Origin of the sequence: Streptomyces roseus (assembly GCF_001044425.1) — a bacterium.
In the GTDB taxonomy this organism is placed as follows: domain Bacteria; phylum Actinomycetota; class Actinomycetes; order Streptomycetales; family Streptomycetaceae; genus Streptomyces; species Streptomyces roseus.
The window spans coordinates 37623-55330 of record NZ_LFML01000053.1 but is presented as its reverse complement, the minus strand read 5'-3'; the positions used below and the strand labels follow the sequence as shown (position 1 = coordinate 55330).

General features: G+C 72.5%; 16 protein-coding genes. 9 read left to right on the top strand and 7 right to left on the bottom strand.

The annotated features are described in order from the left end of the window. Positions 1-20 precede the first annotated feature (20 nt). The 4 genes from ACS04_RS14215 (at position 21) to ACS04_RS14200 (ending at position 5157) form a co-directional block, all read left to right on the top strand. Positions 21-803 carry an MIP/aquaporin family protein gene (locus ACS04_RS14215; RefSeq protein ID WP_048476945.1) on the top strand — a complete coding sequence of 261 codons (783 nt, stop codon included), beginning with the start codon at positions 21-23 and terminating at the stop codon, positions 801-803. A gap of 73 nt (positions 804-876) precedes the next feature. Next, on the top strand, positions 877-2403 hold the full coding sequence (gene glpK, locus ACS04_RS14210; protein WP_048476944.1) for a glycerol kinase GlpK: 1527 nt from the start codon (positions 877-879) through the stop codon (positions 2401-2403). 37 nt (positions 2404-2440) lie between these two features. Beyond that, positions 2441-4048 (top strand): glycerol-3-phosphate dehydrogenase/oxidase, encoded by a 1608-nt coding sequence (locus tag ACS04_RS14205; protein WP_048476943.1) that lies wholly within the window; start codon positions 2441-2443, stop codon positions 4046-4048. A gap of 128 nt (positions 4049-4176) precedes the next feature. After that, positions 4177-5157 carry a PAC2 family protein gene (locus ACS04_RS14200; protein ID WP_048476942.1) on the top strand — a complete coding sequence of 327 codons (981 nt, stop codon included), beginning with the start codon at positions 4177-4179 and terminating at the stop codon, positions 5155-5157. A gap of 104 nt (positions 5158-5261) precedes the next feature. Here the strand turns inward: ACS04_RS14200 and mshC are convergent, their stop codons facing one another. The 4 genes from mshC to ACS04_RS14180 all read right to left on the bottom strand — a co-directional run bounded on the left by mshC (position 5262) and on the right by ACS04_RS14180 (position 8875). Continuing rightward, positions 5262-6491: a cysteine--1-D-myo-inosityl 2-amino-2-deoxy-alpha-D-glucopyranoside ligase gene (gene mshC / locus ACS04_RS14195; RefSeq protein WP_048476941.1), complete on the bottom strand. Its 1230-nt coding sequence runs from the start codon at positions 6489-6491 to the stop codon at positions 5262-5264. Positions 6492-6612: 121 nt separating this feature from the next. Continuing rightward, positions 6613-7530: an SCO1664 family protein gene (locus ACS04_RS14190; RefSeq protein ID WP_048477014.1), complete on the bottom strand. Its 918-nt coding sequence runs from the start codon at positions 7528-7530 to the stop codon at positions 6613-6615. Continuing rightward, complete coding sequence (locus tag ACS04_RS14185) at positions 7494-8084, bottom strand: DUF3090 domain-containing protein (RefSeq protein ID WP_048476940.1); 591 nt, start codon at positions 8082-8084, stop codon at positions 7494-7496. Before ACS04_RS14185 ends, ACS04_RS14190 begins: the two co-directional genes overlap by 37 nt. A gap of 62 nt (positions 8085-8146) precedes the next feature. Continuing rightward, on the bottom strand, positions 8147-8875 hold the full coding sequence (locus ACS04_RS14180) for a histidine phosphatase family protein (RefSeq protein ID WP_048476939.1): 729 nt from the start codon (positions 8873-8875) through the stop codon (positions 8147-8149). Between the two features lie 54 nt (positions 8876-8929). Between ACS04_RS14180 and ACS04_RS14175 the strand changes: the two genes are divergently transcribed. Beyond that, complete coding sequence (locus ACS04_RS14175; RefSeq protein ID WP_048476938.1) at positions 8930-9919, top strand: magnesium and cobalt transport protein CorA; 990 nt, start codon at positions 8930-8932, stop codon at positions 9917-9919. Positions 9920-9934: 15 nt separating this feature from the next. On the opposite strand, the gene ACS04_RS14170 is transcribed toward ACS04_RS14175, so the two are convergent. Then, positions 9935-10723: a ferritin-like domain-containing protein gene (locus ACS04_RS14170; RefSeq protein ID WP_048476937.1), complete on the bottom strand. Its 789-nt coding sequence runs from the start codon at positions 10721-10723 to the stop codon at positions 9935-9937. 187 nt (positions 10724-10910) lie between these two features. After that, on the bottom strand, positions 10911-11960 hold the full coding sequence (locus tag ACS04_RS14165; protein ID WP_048476936.1) for an LLM class F420-dependent oxidoreductase: 1050 nt from the start codon (positions 11958-11960) through the stop codon (positions 10911-10913). 109 nt (positions 11961-12069) lie between these two features. Here ACS04_RS14165 and ACS04_RS14160 point away from each other — a divergent pair, with 109 nt between their 5' ends. From ACS04_RS14160 to ACS04_RS14150, 3 genes are all read left to right on the top strand, one after another. Beyond that, entirely contained in the window at positions 12070-13065 is a 996-nt protein-coding gene (locus tag ACS04_RS14160) for an aldo/keto reductase (protein WP_048476935.1), read from the top strand. Further along, on the top strand, positions 13062-15368 hold the full coding sequence (locus ACS04_RS14155) for a helix-hairpin-helix domain-containing protein (protein ID WP_048476934.1): 2307 nt from the start codon (positions 13062-13064) through the stop codon (positions 15366-15368). The genes ACS04_RS14160 and ACS04_RS14155 overlap by 4 nt, the downstream gene beginning before the upstream one ends. 85 nt (positions 15369-15453) lie before the next feature. Next, the gene (locus ACS04_RS14150) at positions 15454-16710 is read left to right on the top strand and encodes an IS30 family transposase (RefSeq protein ID WP_048476933.1); all 1257 of its coding nucleotides are present in this window, start codon (positions 15454-15456) and stop codon (positions 16708-16710) included. A gap of 72 nt (positions 16711-16782) precedes the next feature. Here ACS04_RS14150 and ACS04_RS14145 read toward each other — a convergent pair whose 3' ends face one another. Further along, positions 16783-17454 (bottom strand): hypothetical protein, encoded by a 672-nt coding sequence (locus tag ACS04_RS14145; RefSeq protein ID WP_048476932.1) that lies wholly within the window; start codon positions 17452-17454, stop codon positions 16783-16785. Positions 17455-17501: 47 nt separating this feature from the next. Here ACS04_RS14145 and ACS04_RS14140 point away from each other — a divergent pair, with 47 nt between their 5' ends. After that, the gene (locus tag ACS04_RS14140) at positions 17502-17690 is read left to right on the top strand and encodes a DUF5703 family protein (protein ID WP_030860319.1); all 189 of its coding nucleotides are present in this window, start codon (positions 17502-17504) and stop codon (positions 17688-17690) included. Positions 17691-17708: the final 18 nt, after the last annotated feature.

Sequence of the window (17708 nt, the reverse complement as noted above, 5' to 3'; positions counted from 1 at the left end):
GTAAGACAAAGGAGTCGCGGGTGTCCAGCTCCGACATCTTCATCGGCGAGACCATCGGTACCGCCCTGCTCACACTGCTCGGTGGTGGCGTCTGCGCCGCCGTGACGCTCAAGAGCTCCAAGGCCAGGAACGCAGGCTGGCTCGCGATCACGTTCGGCTGGGGTTTCGCCGTCCTCATCGCCGCCTACGTCTCCGCACCGCTCTCCGGCGCGCACCTCAACCCGGCGGTCACCGTCGGCCTTGCGATAAAGAACGGCGACTGGAGCGACGTTCCGGTCTACTTCGCCGGCCAGCTCCTCGGCGCCATGCTCGGCGCGGTCCTCATGTGGGTCACCTACTACGGGCAGTTCGCCGCGCACCTCTCGGACCCCGAGCACATCCGTGACGCCAAGCTCGGCCCCGAGGACCCGCACCCGCACGACCAGGCCGGCCCGGTGCTCGGTGTCTTCTCCACCGGCCCCGAGATCCGCAACATCGTCCAGAACCTCGCCACCGAGATCATCGGCACGGCCGTCCTGGTCCTGGCGATCCTGACCCAGGGCCTCCAGGACGACGGCAAGGGCCTCGGCGTCATCGGCGTCCTGATCACCTCCTTCGTCGTCGTCGGCATCGGCCTCTCGCTCGGCGGTCCGACCGGCTACGCCATCAACCCGGTCCGCGACCTCGGCCCGCGCATCGTCCACTCCCTGCTGCCGCTCCCCAACAAGGGCGGCTCCGACTGGGGATACTCCTGGATCCCGGTGGTCGGCCCGCTCGCCGGCGCCGCCCTCGCCGGAGGTCTGTACAACCTCGCGTTCGCCTGATCAGCACCGGCACGTATCGCAAGATCCGCACCGCCCCTGATTCCGCCTACACCGACCTTCCAGGAGCAGCCACATGAGCCACAGCACCGGCCCCTTCATCGCCGCGATCGACCAGGGCACCACCTCTTCCCGCTGCATCGTCTTCGACCGTGACGGCCGCATCGTCGCCGTCGACCAGAAGGAGCACGAGCAGATCTTCCCGAAGCCGGGCTGGGTCGAGCACGACGCCACCGAGATCTGGACCAACGTCCAGGAGGTCGTCGCCGGCGCCATCGCCAAGGCCGAGATCACCGCCGCCGACGTCAAGGCCGTCGGCATCACCAACCAGCGCGAGACCACCGTCCTGTGGGACAAGAACACCGGCCTGCCGGTGCACAACGCGCTGGTCTGGCAGGACACCCGCACCGACGCCCTCTGCAAGGAGCTCGGCCGCAACGTCGGCCAGGACCGCTTCCGCCGCGAGACCGGCCTGCCGCTGGCGAGCTACTTCGCCGGCCCGAAGGCCCGCTGGCTGCTCGACAACGTCGAGGGGCTGCGCGAGCGCGCCGAGGCCGGGGACATCCTCTTCGGCACCATGGACTCCTGGGTCATCTGGAACCTCACCGGCGGCGCCCAGGGCGGCGTGCACGTCACGGACGTCACCAACGCCTCGCGCACCATGCTGATGAACCTGCACACCCTGGAGTGGGACCCGAAGATCGCGGAGTCGATGGAGGTCCCCACCGACATCCTCCCCGAGATCAAGTCCTCCGCCGAGGTCTACGGCCACGTCAAGGAGGGCGTCCTCGCCGGTGTCCCGGTCGCCTCGGCGCTCGGTGACCAGCAGGCCGCCCTCTTCGGCCAGACCTGTTTCGCCGAGGGCGAGGCCAAGTCCACCTACGGCACCGGCACGTTCATGCTGATGAACACCGGCGACAAGGTCATCAACTCCTACAGCGGCCTGCTGACCACGGTCGGCTACAAGATCGGCGACCAGAAGCCGGTCTACGCGCTGGAGGGCTCCATCGCCGTCACCGGCTCGCTCGTCCAGTGGATGCGCGACCAGATGGGCATGATCAAGACCGCTGCCGAGATCGAGACGCTCGCGCTCTCGGTCGAGGACAACGGCGGCGCCTACTTCGTACCGGCCTTCTCCGGCCTGTTCGCCCCGTACTGGCGCTCCGACGCCCGCGGCGTGATCGCCGGCCTCACCCGGTACGTCACCAAGGCGCACATCGCCCGTGCCGTCCTGGAGGCCACCGCCTGGCAGACCCGCGAGATCACCGACGCCATGACCAAGGACTCGGGCGTCGAGCTCGCGGCCCTCAAGGTCGACGGCGGCATGACCTCCAACAACCTGCTGATGCAGACCCTCTCCGACTTCGTGGACGCCCCCGTGGTCCGTCCGATGGTCGCGGAGACCACCTGCCTCGGCGCCGCCTACGCCGCCGGCCTGGCCGTCGGCTTCTGGCCCGACACCGACGCCCTGCGCGCCAACTGGCGCCGCGCGGCGGAGTGGACCCCGCGGATGCCCGCCGAACAGCGGGACCGCGAGTACAAGAACTGGCTCAAGGCCGTCGAGCGGTCCATGGGCTGGATCGACGACGAAGACGCCAGCTGACGCACCAGCTGAGTCAATCGACGAGGAGCTAAGAGATATGAGCACCCTGCAGAGCGTCCCCGCCCTGGGTACGCACCCGACCGCCGGCTCGAACGCGAGCCGCGCCGAGACCCGTGAGCAGCTGGCGAAGGCCACGTACGACCTGCTGGTCATCGGCGGTGGAATCCTGGGCACCTCGGTGGCCTGGCACGCCGCGCAGTCGGGTCTGCGGGTGGCCATGGTGGACGCCGGCGACTTCGCCGGCGCCACCTCCTCCGCCTCCTCCAAGCTCGTCCACGGCGGTCTGCGCTACCTGCAGACCGGCGCGGTCAAGCTGGTCGCCGAGAACCACCACGAGCGCCGGGTGCTGGCCAAGGACGTGGCCCCGCACCTGGTCAACCCGCTCACCTTCTACCTGCCGGTCTACAAGGGCGGACCGGTCGGTGCGGCCAAGCTGGGCGCGGGCGTCTTCGCCTACTCCGCCCTCTCGGCCTTCGGCGACGGCATGGGCAAGGTCATATCCCCCGCCCGTGCCGCCGCCGACAACCCGGGTCTGAAGACGGACAACCTCAAGGCCGTCGCGGTCTACTACGACCACCAGATGAACGACTCCCGCGTCGCCGTCATGACGGTCCGCGCAGCTGTCGAGTCGGGCGCCGTCGTCCTCAACCACGCCGAGGTCACCGGCCTGCGCATGACGCGCGGCCGGGTCAGCGGCGCCGAGCTCAAGGACCGCCTCGACGGCACCGAGTTCGGCGTCGACGCGCGCGTCGTGCTCAACGCCACCGGCCCGTGGGTGGACCACCTGCGGCGCATGGAAGACAAGCACTCGATGCCGTCGATCCGCCTCTCCAAGGGCGCGCACATCGTCATGAAGCGCAAGTCGCCGTGGAAGGCCGCCATGGCCACCCCGATCGACAAGTACCGCATCACCTTCGCCCTCCCGTGGGAGGACCAGCTGCTGCTCGGCACCACCGACGAGGTGTACGAGGGCGACCCGGCGGACGTGCGCGCCACCGAGGCCGACATCCAGCAGATCCTCGACGAGGCGGCCTTCTCGGTGAAGGACGCCGACCTGGACCGCTCGCTGATGACGTACGCCTTCGCCGGCCTGCGGGTGCTGCCCGGCGGCCCCGGCGGCGTCGAGAAGGCCAAGCGCGAGACCGTCGTCTCCGAGGGCGCCGGCGGCATGCTGTCGGTGGCCGGCGGCAAGTGGACGACGTACCGGCACATCGGCCGCGTGGTCATGGACAAGCTGGCCAAGCTGCCCGGCAGCCCGCTCACCGACGACATGGAGCCGGTGAAGTCGCTCGTGCGCCGGGTGCCGCTGCCCGGTGTCGCCAACCCGAACGCCGTCGCGCACCGCCTGCTGGTGGACCACGAGCCCGGCACGCGGATGGACCCGCTCACCGCCCGCCACCTGGCCTCCCACTACGGCTCGCTGGCCTTCGACATCGCGCGCCTGGCGAACGAGGACCCGGCGCTCGCCGAGCGGATCCACCCGGACGGCCCGGAGATCTGGGCGCAGGTCGCCTACGCCCGTGACAACGAGTGGGCCGAGACGGTCGACGACGTGCTGCGCCGCCGTACCACGGTGACGGTCCGCGGCCTGGACGACGACTCCGTGCGCGCGCGGGTCCAGGAGATGCTGGGCCGCAAGGCATAGCTCGTACGCAGGTGGGGAAGAGGGGCGGTTCCGAGGGGAACCGCCCCTCCGTTCGTGGGCTGTGGCCGGTGTCCCTCCAAGGCATAGGCTGAGCCACGTACACAAGGGAACTTCGGAAGGAGACCTGGGTGATCGAGCTTGAGGGCGTGCCCGAGCTGATCGACCCGGTCATGGTGGCCGCGTTCGAGGGCTGGAACGACGCGGGTGACGCGGCCTCCGGTGCGGTCGCGCACCTGGACCGGGAGTGGAAGGGCGAGGTCTTCGCTGCGCTGGACGCCGAGGACTACTACGACTTCCAGGTCAACCGGCCGACGGTGTGGCTGGACAACGGGGTACGGAAGATCACGTGGCCGACGACGAGGCTGTCGGTGGTGCGGATCGGCGGTACGAAACCGCGCGACCTCGTACTCGTGCGGGGCATCGAACCGTCCATGCGGTGGCGGTCGTTCTGCAACGAGATCCTGGGCTTCGCGCACGAGTTGGGCGTGGAGATGGTCGTGATCCTGGGCGCCCTGCTCGGGGACACCCCGCACACCCGGCCGGTGCCGGTCAGCGGGGTCACCTCGGACGCGGACCTGGCACGGACGATGGATCTGGAGGAGACCAAGTACGAGGGGCCCACGGGGATCGTGGGCATCCTGCAGGAGGCCTGTACGCACGCGGGCGTGCCGGCGGTGTCCCTGTGGGCGGCGGTGCCGCACTACGTCTCCCAGCCGCCGAACCCGAAGGCGACGCTGGCCCTGCTGAACCGGCTGGAGGATCTGATCGACATCCGGATCCCCCTGGGTGAACTCCCGGAGGACGCGCGGGCGTGGCAGCTCGGCGTGGACCAACTGGCCGCGGAGGACAGCGAGGTGGCGGAGTACGTCCAGACGCTGGAGGAGGCGCGGGACACGGCCGACCTGCCGGAGGCCTCGGGCGACGCCATCGCCCGGGAGTTCGAGCGGTACCTGCGCCGCCGCGACCCGGCGGCCCCCTCGGCCGAGCCGGGCGACGGTTCGTACCTGCGGGACACCTCCAGCGGCCTGACCCGCCCGCCGAAGCGCAAGCCGGACCCCGAGCCGGGGCCCGACGCCGAGCCGGGCGAGGACGACACCCCGCAGGCCTAGGCACACAGCCTAGCCGAAACCGCCGATGCCCCCCGACCCGGACGGTCGGGGGGCATCGGCGGTTTCGGCCGCGGCGCCTTGCGGGGCCACGCCCGGGAGGCGCCTTACAGGGCCACGCCCAGGAGGGCGTCGACCGTGCGCGAGACCAGGCCGGGCGCGGACTCGTCGTCCCCGTCGGAGGCGTTCTGGGCCTCCACCCAGCGGTCCACGGCCGCGAGCGCGGCAGGGGCGTCCAGGTCGTTCGCCAGGGCCTCGCGGACCTCTTCCACGAGGGCGTCGGCCGGCAGGCCGTCGGGGCGGGAGACGGCCGCGCGCCAGCGCTCCAGGCGGGCCACCGCCTGTTCCAGGACCTCGTCCGTCCACTCCCAGTCGGCCCGGTAGTGGTGCGAGAGCAGCGCGAGGCGGATCGCCGCCGGGTCCACCCCGGCGCGGCGCAGCGCGGAGACGAAGACCAGGTTGCCCTTCGACTTCGACATCTTCTCGCCGTGCAGCGCGACCATGCCCGCGTGCACGTACGCCTTGGCCATCGGGAACTCGCCGGTCAGCGCCTGCGCGTGCGAGGCGCCCATCTCGTGGTGGGGGAAGACCAGGTCGGAGCCGCCGCCCTGGATGTCGAAGCCCATGCCGAGGTGGTCCAGGGCGATGGCGACGCACTCGATGTGCCAGCCGGGCCGGCCGCGGCCCAGCGAGCCGCCGTCCCAGCTCGGCTCGCCCGGTCGGGCCGCCATCCACAGCATCGGGTCCAGCGGGTTCTTCTTGCCCGGGCGCTCCGGGTCGCCGCCGCGCTCCGCGGACAGCAGCCGCATCGCCTCGGCGTCGAGGTGGGAGACGCTGCCGAAGTGGGCGTCGGACTCCACCGAGAAGTAGATGTCGCCCTCCAGCTCGTACGCGGCGCCGGCGTCGCGCAGCCGCTCCACGAGCGGCACGATGCCCGGTATGGCCTCGACGGCGCCGATGTAGTGCTGCGGGGGCAGCATCCGCAGGGCGGTCATGTCCTCGCGGAAGAGGGCGGTCTCGCGCTCGGCGAGCTCGGTCCAGTCCTGGCCGTCGCGCAGCGCCCGCTCCAGGAGCGGATCGTCGACGTCCGTCACGTTCTGGACGTAGTGGACCTGCCGCTTGGTGTCGAGCCACACGCGCTGTACGAGGTCGAACGCGTTGTAGGTCGCCGCGTGACCGATGTGGGTCGCGTCGTACGGGGTGATGCCGCAGACGTAGATACGGGCGACGGGACCGGGGGCGAGGGTGATCGTCCCCTGGGTCGCGGTGTCGTGGATCTTGAGGTCGCGGCCCTTGCCAGGAAGGGCGGGGACCTCGGAAGCGGGCCAGGCATGCATGGGTCGAGCCTAACCGGACGCGTGTTCCGAAAACGAACCGGACCTGCACTGTTGGCCTGATCGGCGCTCTTGCGGTCCGGCTCGTTGTGTGCCTGGCCGGGCTGCGCCCGGCCAGGCCTGTTCAGACCGGCGGCCAGGGGATGGCCGGCCACTGCCCGGACGGCCGCGGGTGCACCCCGGTGCGCAGCAGATCGGCCACCCGGGCCCGTACGGCGGCCAGCTCGACCGCGGTGATCAGTTCGGCCAGCCGGGTGGCCAGCGGCTCCCCGTCGGCCAGGCCGGCCGCGAGGGCGGTGAGCACCTCGCGTGCCTCGTCGGTCAGCGGTTCGCCGGCCCAGCCCCAGAGCAGAGTGCGCAGCTTGTCCTCGCGGTGGAAGGTCACCCCGTGGTCGATGCCGTAGAGCCGCCCGTCGGGCGCGGGCAGCAGGTGGCCGCCCTTGCGGTCGCCGTTGTTGATCACGGCGTCGAGGACGGCGAGCCGGCGCAGCCGGGGGTCGTCGGCGTGGACGAGCAGCGCGGTGCGGCCCTCCCCGACGTCGGCGAGGGCGACCGGCTTCCAGCCCTCCCCCGCCTCCTCGCCCTCGACGAGGGCCAGCAGGCCGGAGGGCTCTCCGGGCCCCTCGCCGTCGGACCCGTCTCCCGTCTCGGTGTCTCCGGCGTCCTCGGCGTCTGCGTCATCCTCGGCGTCCCGGTCGTCCCCGGACCCGATCCACAGCTGGACCATGCCCTCCCCGTAGGGCCCGTCGCGCAGCACGGTCGGCGGCACCAGGCCCCATCCCGTGGCCTCGGAGACCAGGTAGGCGGCGACCTCGCGCTGGGCCAGGTTCCCGTCGGGGAAGTCCCACAGCGGGCGCTCCCCCTTGACCGGCTTGTACACGCAGTCGGCGCTCAGGTCCCCGTACGCCACCGTGCACAGCAACACGGCGTTGGACGCCTCGCGGATCCTGCCGACGACGGTGAGCTCGCCCCGCGCGAGCAGCTCCTCAAGTTCCCCCGTGACGCTCACGCCTGGCGCCGGTAGCCGTTCTGGCGCGGGCAGACGTGCCCCTCGGGATCGAGCGGGAGACTGCACAGCGGGCACGGCGGCCGGCCCGCGTTGACCACGTCCAGGGCCCGCTTGGCGAACGCCCGGGCCTGGGCGCCGGTGAGGCGGACCCGGAGCATCGGCGGGCCGTTCTCCTCGTCCTGGAGCAGCCGCTCCTCCGCCTCGGCGAGGTCCTCCTCCGAGTCGGCGTCGAGTTCCACGAGCGCCTGCGCCTCGACGATCATCCGCTGTTCCTCGCCGTCCCAGGCCAGGGCCATGGTGCCGACGCGGAACTCCTCGTCGACCGGGACGTCCAGCGGCGCGGTGTCGGCGGCCTCGGCGGGAGCCATGGCCGGGACCGGGGCGTTGCCCCCGGTGCGCCGCACGACCTCGTCCAGCAGCTCGTCCATCCGCTCGGCCAACGCCGCGACCTGGGTCTTCTCCAGGGAGACGCTGGTGACGCGGGGGCCGGACGAGGCCTGCAGGAAGAACGTACGGCGTCCCGGCAGGCCGACCGTGCCCGCCACGAAGCGGTCCGGCGGGTCGTAGAGGAACACCTGACGGGGCACGTCCAGTCTCCAAGTCTCGGTGGCGGGTTGTTTCGGCCCGTCCACCCTACTGCGCGCTTCGATCAGGCCGCGCCCGCGCCGCCTCCGACGACGCCGTTGCCTCCGTCCTCCGTCGCGCTCTCGAAGTCGGCGGTGCCGGCGTCCGGGGCGGGGGCCGGGCGCGGGGCGAGCGAACCGAAGTCCCCCGTGTCGCCGAGCCGGAGCAGGAAGGGGCGCGTCGGCGTGTAGCGGACGGCGGTGACCGAGCAGGGGTCGACGTGGATGCGCTGGAAGAGGTCCAGGTGCATGCCGAGGGCGTCCGCCACAAGGGACTTGATGATGTCCCCGTGCGAGCACATCAGGAAGACGGCGTCGCTCCCGTGCTCCTCCTCGATGCGCGCGTTCCACTCCCGTACGGCGTCCACGGCGCGCGCCTGCATGGCGCGCATCGACTCGCCGCCGGGGAAGGCGGCGGCCGAGGGGTGCTGCTGGACGATCTTCATCAGGGGTTCGTCGGAGAGCTCGGAGAGTTTGCGGTTCGACCAGTCACCGTAGTGGCATTCGCCGATCCGGTCGTCGGTGTGCAGCTCCAGCTCGGGGCGCGCGGCGAGCAGCGGGGCGAGGGTCTCCCGGCAGCGCTGGAGGGGGCTGCTGACGGCGGCGGCCAGCGGTACCGCGGCGAGCCGCCCGGGCAGCGCCGCCGCCTGCTCGGCGCCGCGCTCGTCGAGGGCGACTCCCGGCGTCCATCCGGCGAGCAGCCCGGCGGTGTTGGCGGTGGACCGTCCGTGTCGTACGAGGATCAGCGTGGCCATGACGCAAGCGTAAGCGGTGGCGCTTGCGTGCGGACCGGGGGAGGCCGGGGGAGAATGCCGTCCGTGATAGTCGACTGCGCCATGTACCGCGACGGACGCCGCTCCGCCGCGCCCGACGACCTCTCGGACGCCCTCGACGAGGCACGGGCCAGTGGTGACGCCTTCCTCTGGGTCGGCATGCACGAGCCGACGGAGGAGGAGTTCGAGCACGTCAGCAGGGAGTTCCGGCTGCACAAGCTGGCCGTGGAGGACGCGCTGACCGCGCACCAGCGCCCCAAGCTGGAGGTGTACGACGACTCGCTGTTCGTCGTCCTCAAGCCGGTCATGTACGACGACGACAGCGACACCGTCACCACCGGCGAGCTGATGCTCTTCATCGGCGACTCCTTCGTGGTCACGGTCCGGCACGGCGAGGGGGCCCCGCTGAGCGCGGTGCGCCACCGGCTGGAACACGATCCGGAGGTCCTTCGGCACGGGCCGACGGCGGTGCTGTACGCGGTGTCCGACGCCGTGGTCGACCACTACATCGAGGTCGCCGCCGAACTCCAGGTCGATCTGGAGGAGGTGGAGGCCGACGTCTTCGCACCGCAGGCGACGGACAAGAACACCGCCGCCCGGATCTACGCCTTCAAGCGGCAGGTGCTGGAGTTCCGCCGTGCCACGAACCCGCTGCTCCAGCCGATGGACCGGCTGGCCTTCGGAGACGTGCCCTTCGTGCACGAGCACGCGCAGCCGTTCTTCCGTGACGTCGCCGACCACCTGACCAAGGCGAGCGAGTACATCGAGGGCCTGGACCGGCTGCTGTCGGACGCGCTGTCCGCGCACCTGGCGCAGATGGGCGTCCGGCAGAACGACGACATGCGCAAGATCTCGGCCTGGGCGGCGATGGCGGCCGTGCCGACGATGGTGGCGGGCATCTACGGGATGAACTTCGACCACATGCCGGAGCTCCGGCAGGTCTGGGGCTATCCGGCCGTGGTTGTGGTGATGATCGGCACCTGTCTGGGCCTGCACCGCCTGTTCAAGAGCCGCGGCTGGCTGTAGGGGCTGCCGGGCCGCTCACGCGTACTCGGGCGTGGTCAGCGCCGCGCCGCCCAGCGCGTCGCGCCGCTCCGGCATGCGCAGGCTGATCATCCGGTGCCAGCCGGCGAACCGCTCGTACGCGTACGCCCCGCGGATCCCGGCGGCCAGCGCGGCCGCCTTGGGCGCGGGCCAGCGCAGCAGCCGGCCCATGTGGCCCATGACGGCGAGGCTCACGTCCCGGTAGATGGAGATCTCGGCGAGGGCGCTCTCGCGCAGCACCCGCTGGATGGTCCGGCCGTGCCCTTCGCGGACCAGGCGGAGCAGCTCCTCCTGGCAGTAGGCGAGGTGGTTGTCCTCGTCGTGGCTGATCATGCGGACGGCCTTGCCGACCTCGGGGTGGTCCCCGAACTGCCGCACCAGCATGACCATCTGGTCGGCGGCGCGCTGCTCGGTGACGCGGCTGTGGGCGAGGTAGACGACGATGTCCTGCTCGGTCAGCGGCTCGTCGCGGCGGAGCTTCTCGTGCGCGAGGCCGATGCCGCGCCGCTCCAGCAGCATCGTGTAGTCGGTCTCGGGGGGCACGGGGACAGGAGGCAGCCCGCGCTTGCGCAGCAGGGCGTGGAAGATCCGGCCGTGCTTGTCCTCGTCGGCGCCGTGCCGGGTGATCTTGGGTGCGAGCTCGCGCATGCCGTCGGGCACCAGGGCCGCGATCCGGGCGTTCTCCCAGCCGCCCTGGGACTCGCCGCTGGCCGCGATGGAGCAGAACAGCTGGAACGAGTCGTCGTGGTCGACGATCTCCTGGAACAGGCTGCGGGCAGAGAGCATGCATCGAGTCAACGGCCGATCCGGGGGCCCGGCAACCGAAGGGGTGGACGGCTCGGCCGAATGAACGACGGCGACGGGCGGGGGTACGGGCGTAACCCGCGGGGCGTCGCACGCGTTGTGCCTGTGTCGGCCGTGGCGGGGGAGACCCCCGAGCCCCCCCCACGGCCGCAGAGCATGCGGGGAGCGGTTACGCCAGGCCGGCGCGTTCCATGGCCTCCGTGCCGGCGCGCAGTGCGGTGATCCGCTCGTCCAGGGTGAAACCGGCCGGGGCGAGCGTGAGGGTGGTGACCCCGGCCTCGGCGTAGGCCCGCATCCCGTCGGCGATCCGCTCGACGGAGCCGAGCAGGGTGGTCGAGTCGATCAGCGAGTGCGGGACGGCCGCGGCCGCGCCCGCCTTGTCGCCCGCCAGGTACTTGTCCTGGATCTCGGCGGCTTCCTTCTCGTAGCCCATGCGCTGGGCGAGCTGGTTGTAGAAGTTCTGCTTCCGGCTGCCCATGCCGCCGACGTACAGGGCCGTGTACGGGCGGAACATGTCGGCGAGGCCGGTCACGTCCTCGCCGACGGCCAGCGGGACCGTCGGGCAGACGTCGAAGCCCTCCATGGTCAGTCCGGCCCTCTCGCGACCCGCCCGGATGTGGGTGAGCGCGGTGGCCTCCAGGTGTTCGGCGGCCGGGAAGATGAGCAGGGCGCCGTCGGCGATCTCGCCGGTCTGCTCCAGGTTCTTGGGCCCGATGGCGGCGATGTAGAGCGGGATGTGCTCGCGCTCGGGGTGCACGGTCAGCTTGATCGGCTTGCCGGGGCCGCCGGGCAGCGGCAGGGTCCAGTGCTCGCCGTCGTAGCTGAGGCGCTCGCGGGACATGGCCTTGCGGACGATCTCCACGTACTCGCGGGTGCGGGCGAGCGGCTTGTCGAACTTGACGCCGTACCAGCCCTCGGAGACCTGGGGGCCGGAGACGCCGAGGCCGAGGCGGAAGCGGCCCTTGGTGAGGGAGTCGAGGGTGGCGGCCGTCATCGCGGTCATCGCGGGCTGGCGGGCCGGGATCTGCAGGATCGCGGAGCCTACGTCGATGCGCTCGGTCTGGGCGGCGACCCAGGCGAGCACCGTCGGGGCGTCGGAGCCGTAGGCCTCGGCCGCCCAGCAGACGTCGTAGCCCAGGCGGTCCGCCTCCTGGGCCACGGCCAGGTTGTCGGCGTCCATGCCAGCGCCCCAGTAGCCGAGATTGATGCCGAGCCGCATGTGTCGTCCCCTTACGGTGATGCCGGTTTACCGATCAGTAACGTGGGTCTGCGGGGGACTGTAGCGCGCCAGGGCGTCCCGCGTCAGTGCCCCAGTAGTCTCAGCGGTCATGGAGCACAGGCATCTCGGCCGCACCGGACTGCGCGTCTCCCGGATCGGCCTCGGCACCCTGACCTGGGGCCGTTGCGCGGAGGGCCCGGACGAGTCGGGCGCTGCCGAGCAGTTGAAGACGTTCTGGGAGGCGGGCGGGACGCTCGTGGACACCGCCGACGTGTACGGGGGCGGTGAGGCGGAGTACCTGCTGGGGCAGTTGATCGGCGGGCTGGTCCCGCGCCGGGACCTGGTGATCGCGACGAAGTCGGGCTCGGTGCGGGCCGCCGACCGCCGGGTCGACGGCTCGCGCGGGCACCTGCTCGCCGCGCTCGACGATTCGCTGGCCCGGCTCGGCACCGACCACGTGGACCTGTGGCAGGTCCACGCCTTCGACCCGGCGACCCCGCTGGAGGAGACCCTCCAGGCCCTGGACCTGGCGGTGAGCAGCGGCAGGGCCCGGTACGCGGGGGTGGCGGGCTTCTCCGGCTGGCAGCTGGCGAAGTCGGCGACGTGGCAGCTGGCCGCACCGGGGGTGCGGACGCGGCTGGCGTCGGCGCAGATGGAGTACTCGCTGCTCCAGCGGGGCGTGGAGCGCGAGGTGCTCCCGGCGGCGCTGGACCTGGGGGTCGGGCTGCTCCCGTCCTCCCCGCTGGGGCGGGGGGTCCTGACGGGCAAGTACCGGGACGGCGCGGCCCCGGCCGGCTCCCGGGGGGCCTCGCCGACGATGGGCGGCTTCGTGGAACCGTATCTGGAGGAGACGGCGAGCGGCATCGTGGACGCGGTCGCGACGGCGGCCCAGGGGCTCGCGGTGACCCCGCTCCAGGTGGCACTGGCATGGATCCGGGACCGGCCGGGCGTGGTCGCGCCGATCGTGGGCGCGCGGACGTCCGCGCAGCTCAGCGAGGCGTTGTCGGTGGAGCCGCTTACCCTTCCCGAGGAGATCTGCCGGGCGCTGGACGATGTGTCCGCGCCCGTGCACCGCTACCCCGACCACGACTGGAGCACGCTGTGAGCACGGACCGCCAAGCCGTTTCCCCGAAGGACCCGGCCACCCCCGAGGCGGCCCCCTCCGGGGCGGAGGCGGCGGAGCCGCAGGCCGCCGGCGCCGGAGCGGGCAGCGCGGGGCCGCAGGCGCAGCCCCCGGTGCCGGAAGGGGACGCGGCGCAGGGCGAGGAGGGCGCGGCGGTGCCGGAGTCCGGGTCGGGGGCGGGGCCGGCCCCTGACGGCGGCTCCGACGCGCCGGAGGCCGCGGTCGCAGCGGCTTCCGATGTCGATTCCGACGCGCCGGAGACCGAAGCCGAGGCCGAGGCCGAGGCCGGGGCCGAGCCCGGGGCCGGGGCCGGGGCCGAGTCCGAGGCCGGGGCCGCCGCCGGGGAGGTGGCGCAGCCCGTGGTGAGCGAGGCCGCCGCCGAGCTGGCCGCGCAGAAGGTGGAGCGGGAGCGCATCGCCCGCCGCAAGGCCGAGCGTCAGGCCCCCGTGGAGGCAGGAGCCAAGCTCAGCGGGAAGGCCGCCGATCTGCTGGCCGCCGTACGGGCGGTGGAGAGCGGGGAGAAGCCCTCCCCCGTGTACTTCGACGAGGCGCCCGTCGCTCCGCGGCGGGCGGCGGAGGCTCCCGCGGCCCCCCGCCCCGCCCGGCCCGCCGTCCCCGCCCCGACCGCCGCCGGCGTCGACGGCGTGCGCGCCGTGCTCGCCCGCGGCGGCGCCCCCGAGGCGCTGGCCGTCCCGGCCGCCACCGCCCTCGGCGAGGCCGCCGCCGAGCGGCTCGCCGAGGACCCCTGGCAACTCCTCGCCGTCGCCGCCGTCCGCCCCGCGCAGGCCGACGGCTTCGCCCGGGCCCTGCTCGGCCCGGAGGCCGGCCCCGGCGACGAGCGGCGCGCCGCCGCCCTGGTGGGCTGGCTGCTGGGGCAGGCGGCGCTCAAGGGGCACACCGCCCTGGAGGCCCCCGCTCTCGAAGCCGCCCTGGCCCAGTACGGCGTCCCGGACCCCGCCGGAGCCCTGGAGCGGTCCATCGGCGAGGGCGCCGTCCTCGTGTTCCAGGAGCCGCTCGGCCCGCCCGTCGCCGAGGGCGAGGAGCAGCCCGTCCGCGTGCTCGTCGGCCTGGAGGGCCACGCACTGGCCGAGGAGAGCCTGGCCGACGGCCTGGCCCGGCTCGCCAACGCCTTCGACGCTCCGGCGGACTGGGAGAAGGCCGCCACCGGCCCCGGCGCCGAGCTGATCCGCGCCGTCTCCGGCCACGGCCTGGTGACCCACACCGGCGGCGAGGCCGCCCGCGCCGAACCGCTGGCCCTGCTCGCGGCCGCCCGCGATCTCGGCCTGCGCGTCTGCCTGGCCGCGCACACGCCCCTGCACGGCGCCGTCGCCGTCGCGGACCTGCTCTCCGGCGCGGCCGGCCCCGGCCGGGACGCGGACGGGCAGTTCGCGGTGGACCTGCTCGTGGTCCTCGACGCCCCCCAGCTGGACGTGGAGAGCGCCGCCGCGCTCGTCGAGTCCGTCCCCGACGGGGCCCGCCTGGTGCTCTCCGGGGACCCCGGGGTGCTCGGGTCCGCCGGGCCCGGCCGGGTGTTCGGCGATGTACTGGCGGCCCGCGCCTGCCCGCAGGTGGTCTCCCGCACGCCCGACCCCGGGCCGGTCGGCGAGCTCGTCTCCGGGATCGGCGTCGGCGAGCTGAACCAGGTCGAGGCCCCCGGCAAGGAGGTCGTCATCGTCCCGGTGCGCGATGCCGGGGAGGCCGTCCACCGCACCGTGCAGCTGGTGGCCGAGTCCGTACCGCGCGCCTTCGGGATCGCCGCGGACGCCGTCCAGGTCATCACCCCGGGCCACGGGGGCTCGGCGGGCACCCGCGCCCTGAACACGGCCCTCAAGGAGCGGCTGAACCCGGGCCCCGGCCGGTTCGGCGGTTTCGACCCCGGCGACCGCGTCGTGCACGTGCCCTCGCCCGGCCGGGCCGTCCCGGCCACGGTGGTGTCGGCCGACGCGCAAGGGCTGCACCTGGACGCCTCCGGCGCGCGGATCGTCGTACCGAAGGAGCGGGTGGAGACGCAGGTGCGGCACGGCTGGGCGGTGACGGCGCACCAGGCGGTGGGCGCGCGCTGGCCCGCCGTGGTCGTCGTGCTGCCCGGTGACGCGGCGCAGGCCCTCTCCCGGGACTGGGTGTACACGGCGTTCGGGCGGGCCGAGCGGCACCTGTCCGTGGTGCACGGCGTGGACCAGGCGCTGCCGCGCGCGGTCGCCGAGGTGCTGCCGAAGCCGCGTACGACCCGGCTGACCGGCCTCCTGCGGGCCCTCGTGGCGGCGGCGCGGGACCAGCCGGAGTGAGCCGCGCGTAAGGCGTACGCGCCGCGGCCCCCGCCCTTGCCTTCGGTTCTAGTGGTCCTTGCAACACCCCAGCTCAAGGGGTGCGATGGACTTCGTGATTCGTCAGGATCGGACACAGCGGGGGCCCCGCAGGTTGGTCGCCGAGCGGGCCGCATACTTCCAGCTCATGGAGCAGGGCTACAGCACCCGGGAGGCGGCCCGCATCGTCGGTATCGACCTGCGGACCGGCAAGAGATGGCGCAATGGGCATCACTCGCCGGACCGGGGACGAAAGCCGGTCCCCCCGATTTACCCGCTCCCTGGAGGGGCGGTTGATCAGGGGGAGCCGGCTCTCCCGACGTCGCGGTACCTGCGCGAGGACGAACGCATACACATCGCTGACCGGCTGCGTGAGAAGGCGTCCGTCCGGCAGATCGCGGCCGAATTGGGCCGCAGCCCTTCGACCGTCAGCCGCGAGATACGCCGCAACCGCCGACCGATGCCCAGGGGTGGTTTCTTCTATCAGCCCTTCCAGGCCGACGTCCGGGCTCGGAACAGACGCGCTCGCCCGAAGGCCGGGAAGATCGGCCAGTGTTCCGAGCTGCGGGACTTCATCCAGGATCGCCTCACAAGGAGGTGGAGCCCGGAGCAGATCTGCCAGGCTCTGCGGGCCGCCTTTCCCGACCGCACGGAGATGCACGTGGTCCACGAGACGATCTACCGGGCTCTCTATGTCCAGGGCCGTGGAGAACTCCGCCGGGAACTGACCCGCTCGCTGCGGACCGGCCGGGCTGCGCGACGCCCGCACCGCCACGCCTACAAGCGTCTCCCCGGTCCGATCAAGAACATGGTCATGATCAGAGAGCGGCCCGCCGAGGCTGCCGACAGGGCCGTTCCGGGCCACTGGGAGGGCGACTTGATCATCGGCAAGAACGGCAAGTCCGCCATCGGCACGCTGGTCGAACGCGCCACCCGCTACCTGATGCTCGTCCACCTGCCCGCCGGTCACACCGCCATGGCCACCCGCGACGCGCTCGCCACGACCGTTCAGTCCCTCCCGCGCCACCTCTGGCGGTCTCTGACCTGGGACCAGGGCTCGGAGATGTCCGCCCACCGCTCGTTCACCGTCGCCACAGACATACCCGTCTTCTTCTGCGATCCAGCCAGCCCCTGGCAGCGCGGATCGAACGAGAACACCAACGGCCTGCTGCGGCAGTACTTCCCCAAGGGCACCGACCTGGCAGCCCACACCCCCGACGACCTGGCGGCCGTCGCGACAGAACTCAACAGTCGCCCACGCAAAACACTCGGCTGGGAAACCCCAGCCGAGCGCCTCGCTAAGCTCCTGGCAACAGCCAGTTGATCAATGTGTTGCAACGACCCCTGGAATCCGCCTGCGGGACGGGGGCCGCGGTGTCCTGTGCGCGGGAGGCGGTCAGGCGGGGGTCAGCCCGGGCCGCGCCGCCCGGCCACCCGCCTCTTCTTCCTCGTCCTCGTCGAAATCGTCCGTCTCCTCGTCGAAGACGGAGCTCACGTCGAACCGGTGCAGCACGTCCTGCGGATCGGTGTGCCCGAAGGGCGAACCCAGCCACTCCCCCGGTTCCGCGACCTCCTCCGAGGCCGCGATCCAGAGGGTGGAGTCCCCCTCCTCCAGGCCGAACTCCTTGTAGCGGGAGGCGATCTCGTCGGGCTCGTACTCCCCGAAGAGCACGCCCAGGGCACCGGCCGTACCGCCGTCGAGGGCGAGCTCGGCGTCCCGGTCGTGGGCGGCGACCCGCTCGGCCTGGGCGATCAGCCTCGGCGGTTCGACGACCGCGTAGTCGCGGCGGATGAGCACGCTGAAAGCGGCGGGTTCGGCGGGCCCGGTGTACGGGACACCGTCCTCGGGCGTGGGGATCTCGAACGGGGTGACCTCGTCGTACCGGTCGTAGAGGAGCTCGTCGTACTCCTCGGCGGCCGCGGCGAGTTCGTTGAAGGCGGCGTAGACGGCCGGGTCCTCGTCCCCGATCCTGCTCTCGACCGCGGCGAGGTGACGGTCGAGAGCGGCTTTGACCGCCTCGGCGGCGGCGCGTACCTCGGCAACACTGGGCAGAGCGGCATCAGACATAGTGCAGACGCTATCCGTAGCAGGGCTCTGCCCGCACAATAGATGCGATGCCGGAATACGAATTTGTCGACGTGTACGTGCCCCGCGGTGTGCCCCGCAAGGAGGCGACCCGCCTGCTCACCGATCATGCCGAGTACGGGAACTGGGAGATCGACCGGCTGGCCCTCTACCGGGACGGCAGTCGCCGGGTGCGGCTGCGCCGGAGGATCATCCGTCAGGTCCGCGCCACCTGGTGACGCGGGCCAGATGACGCG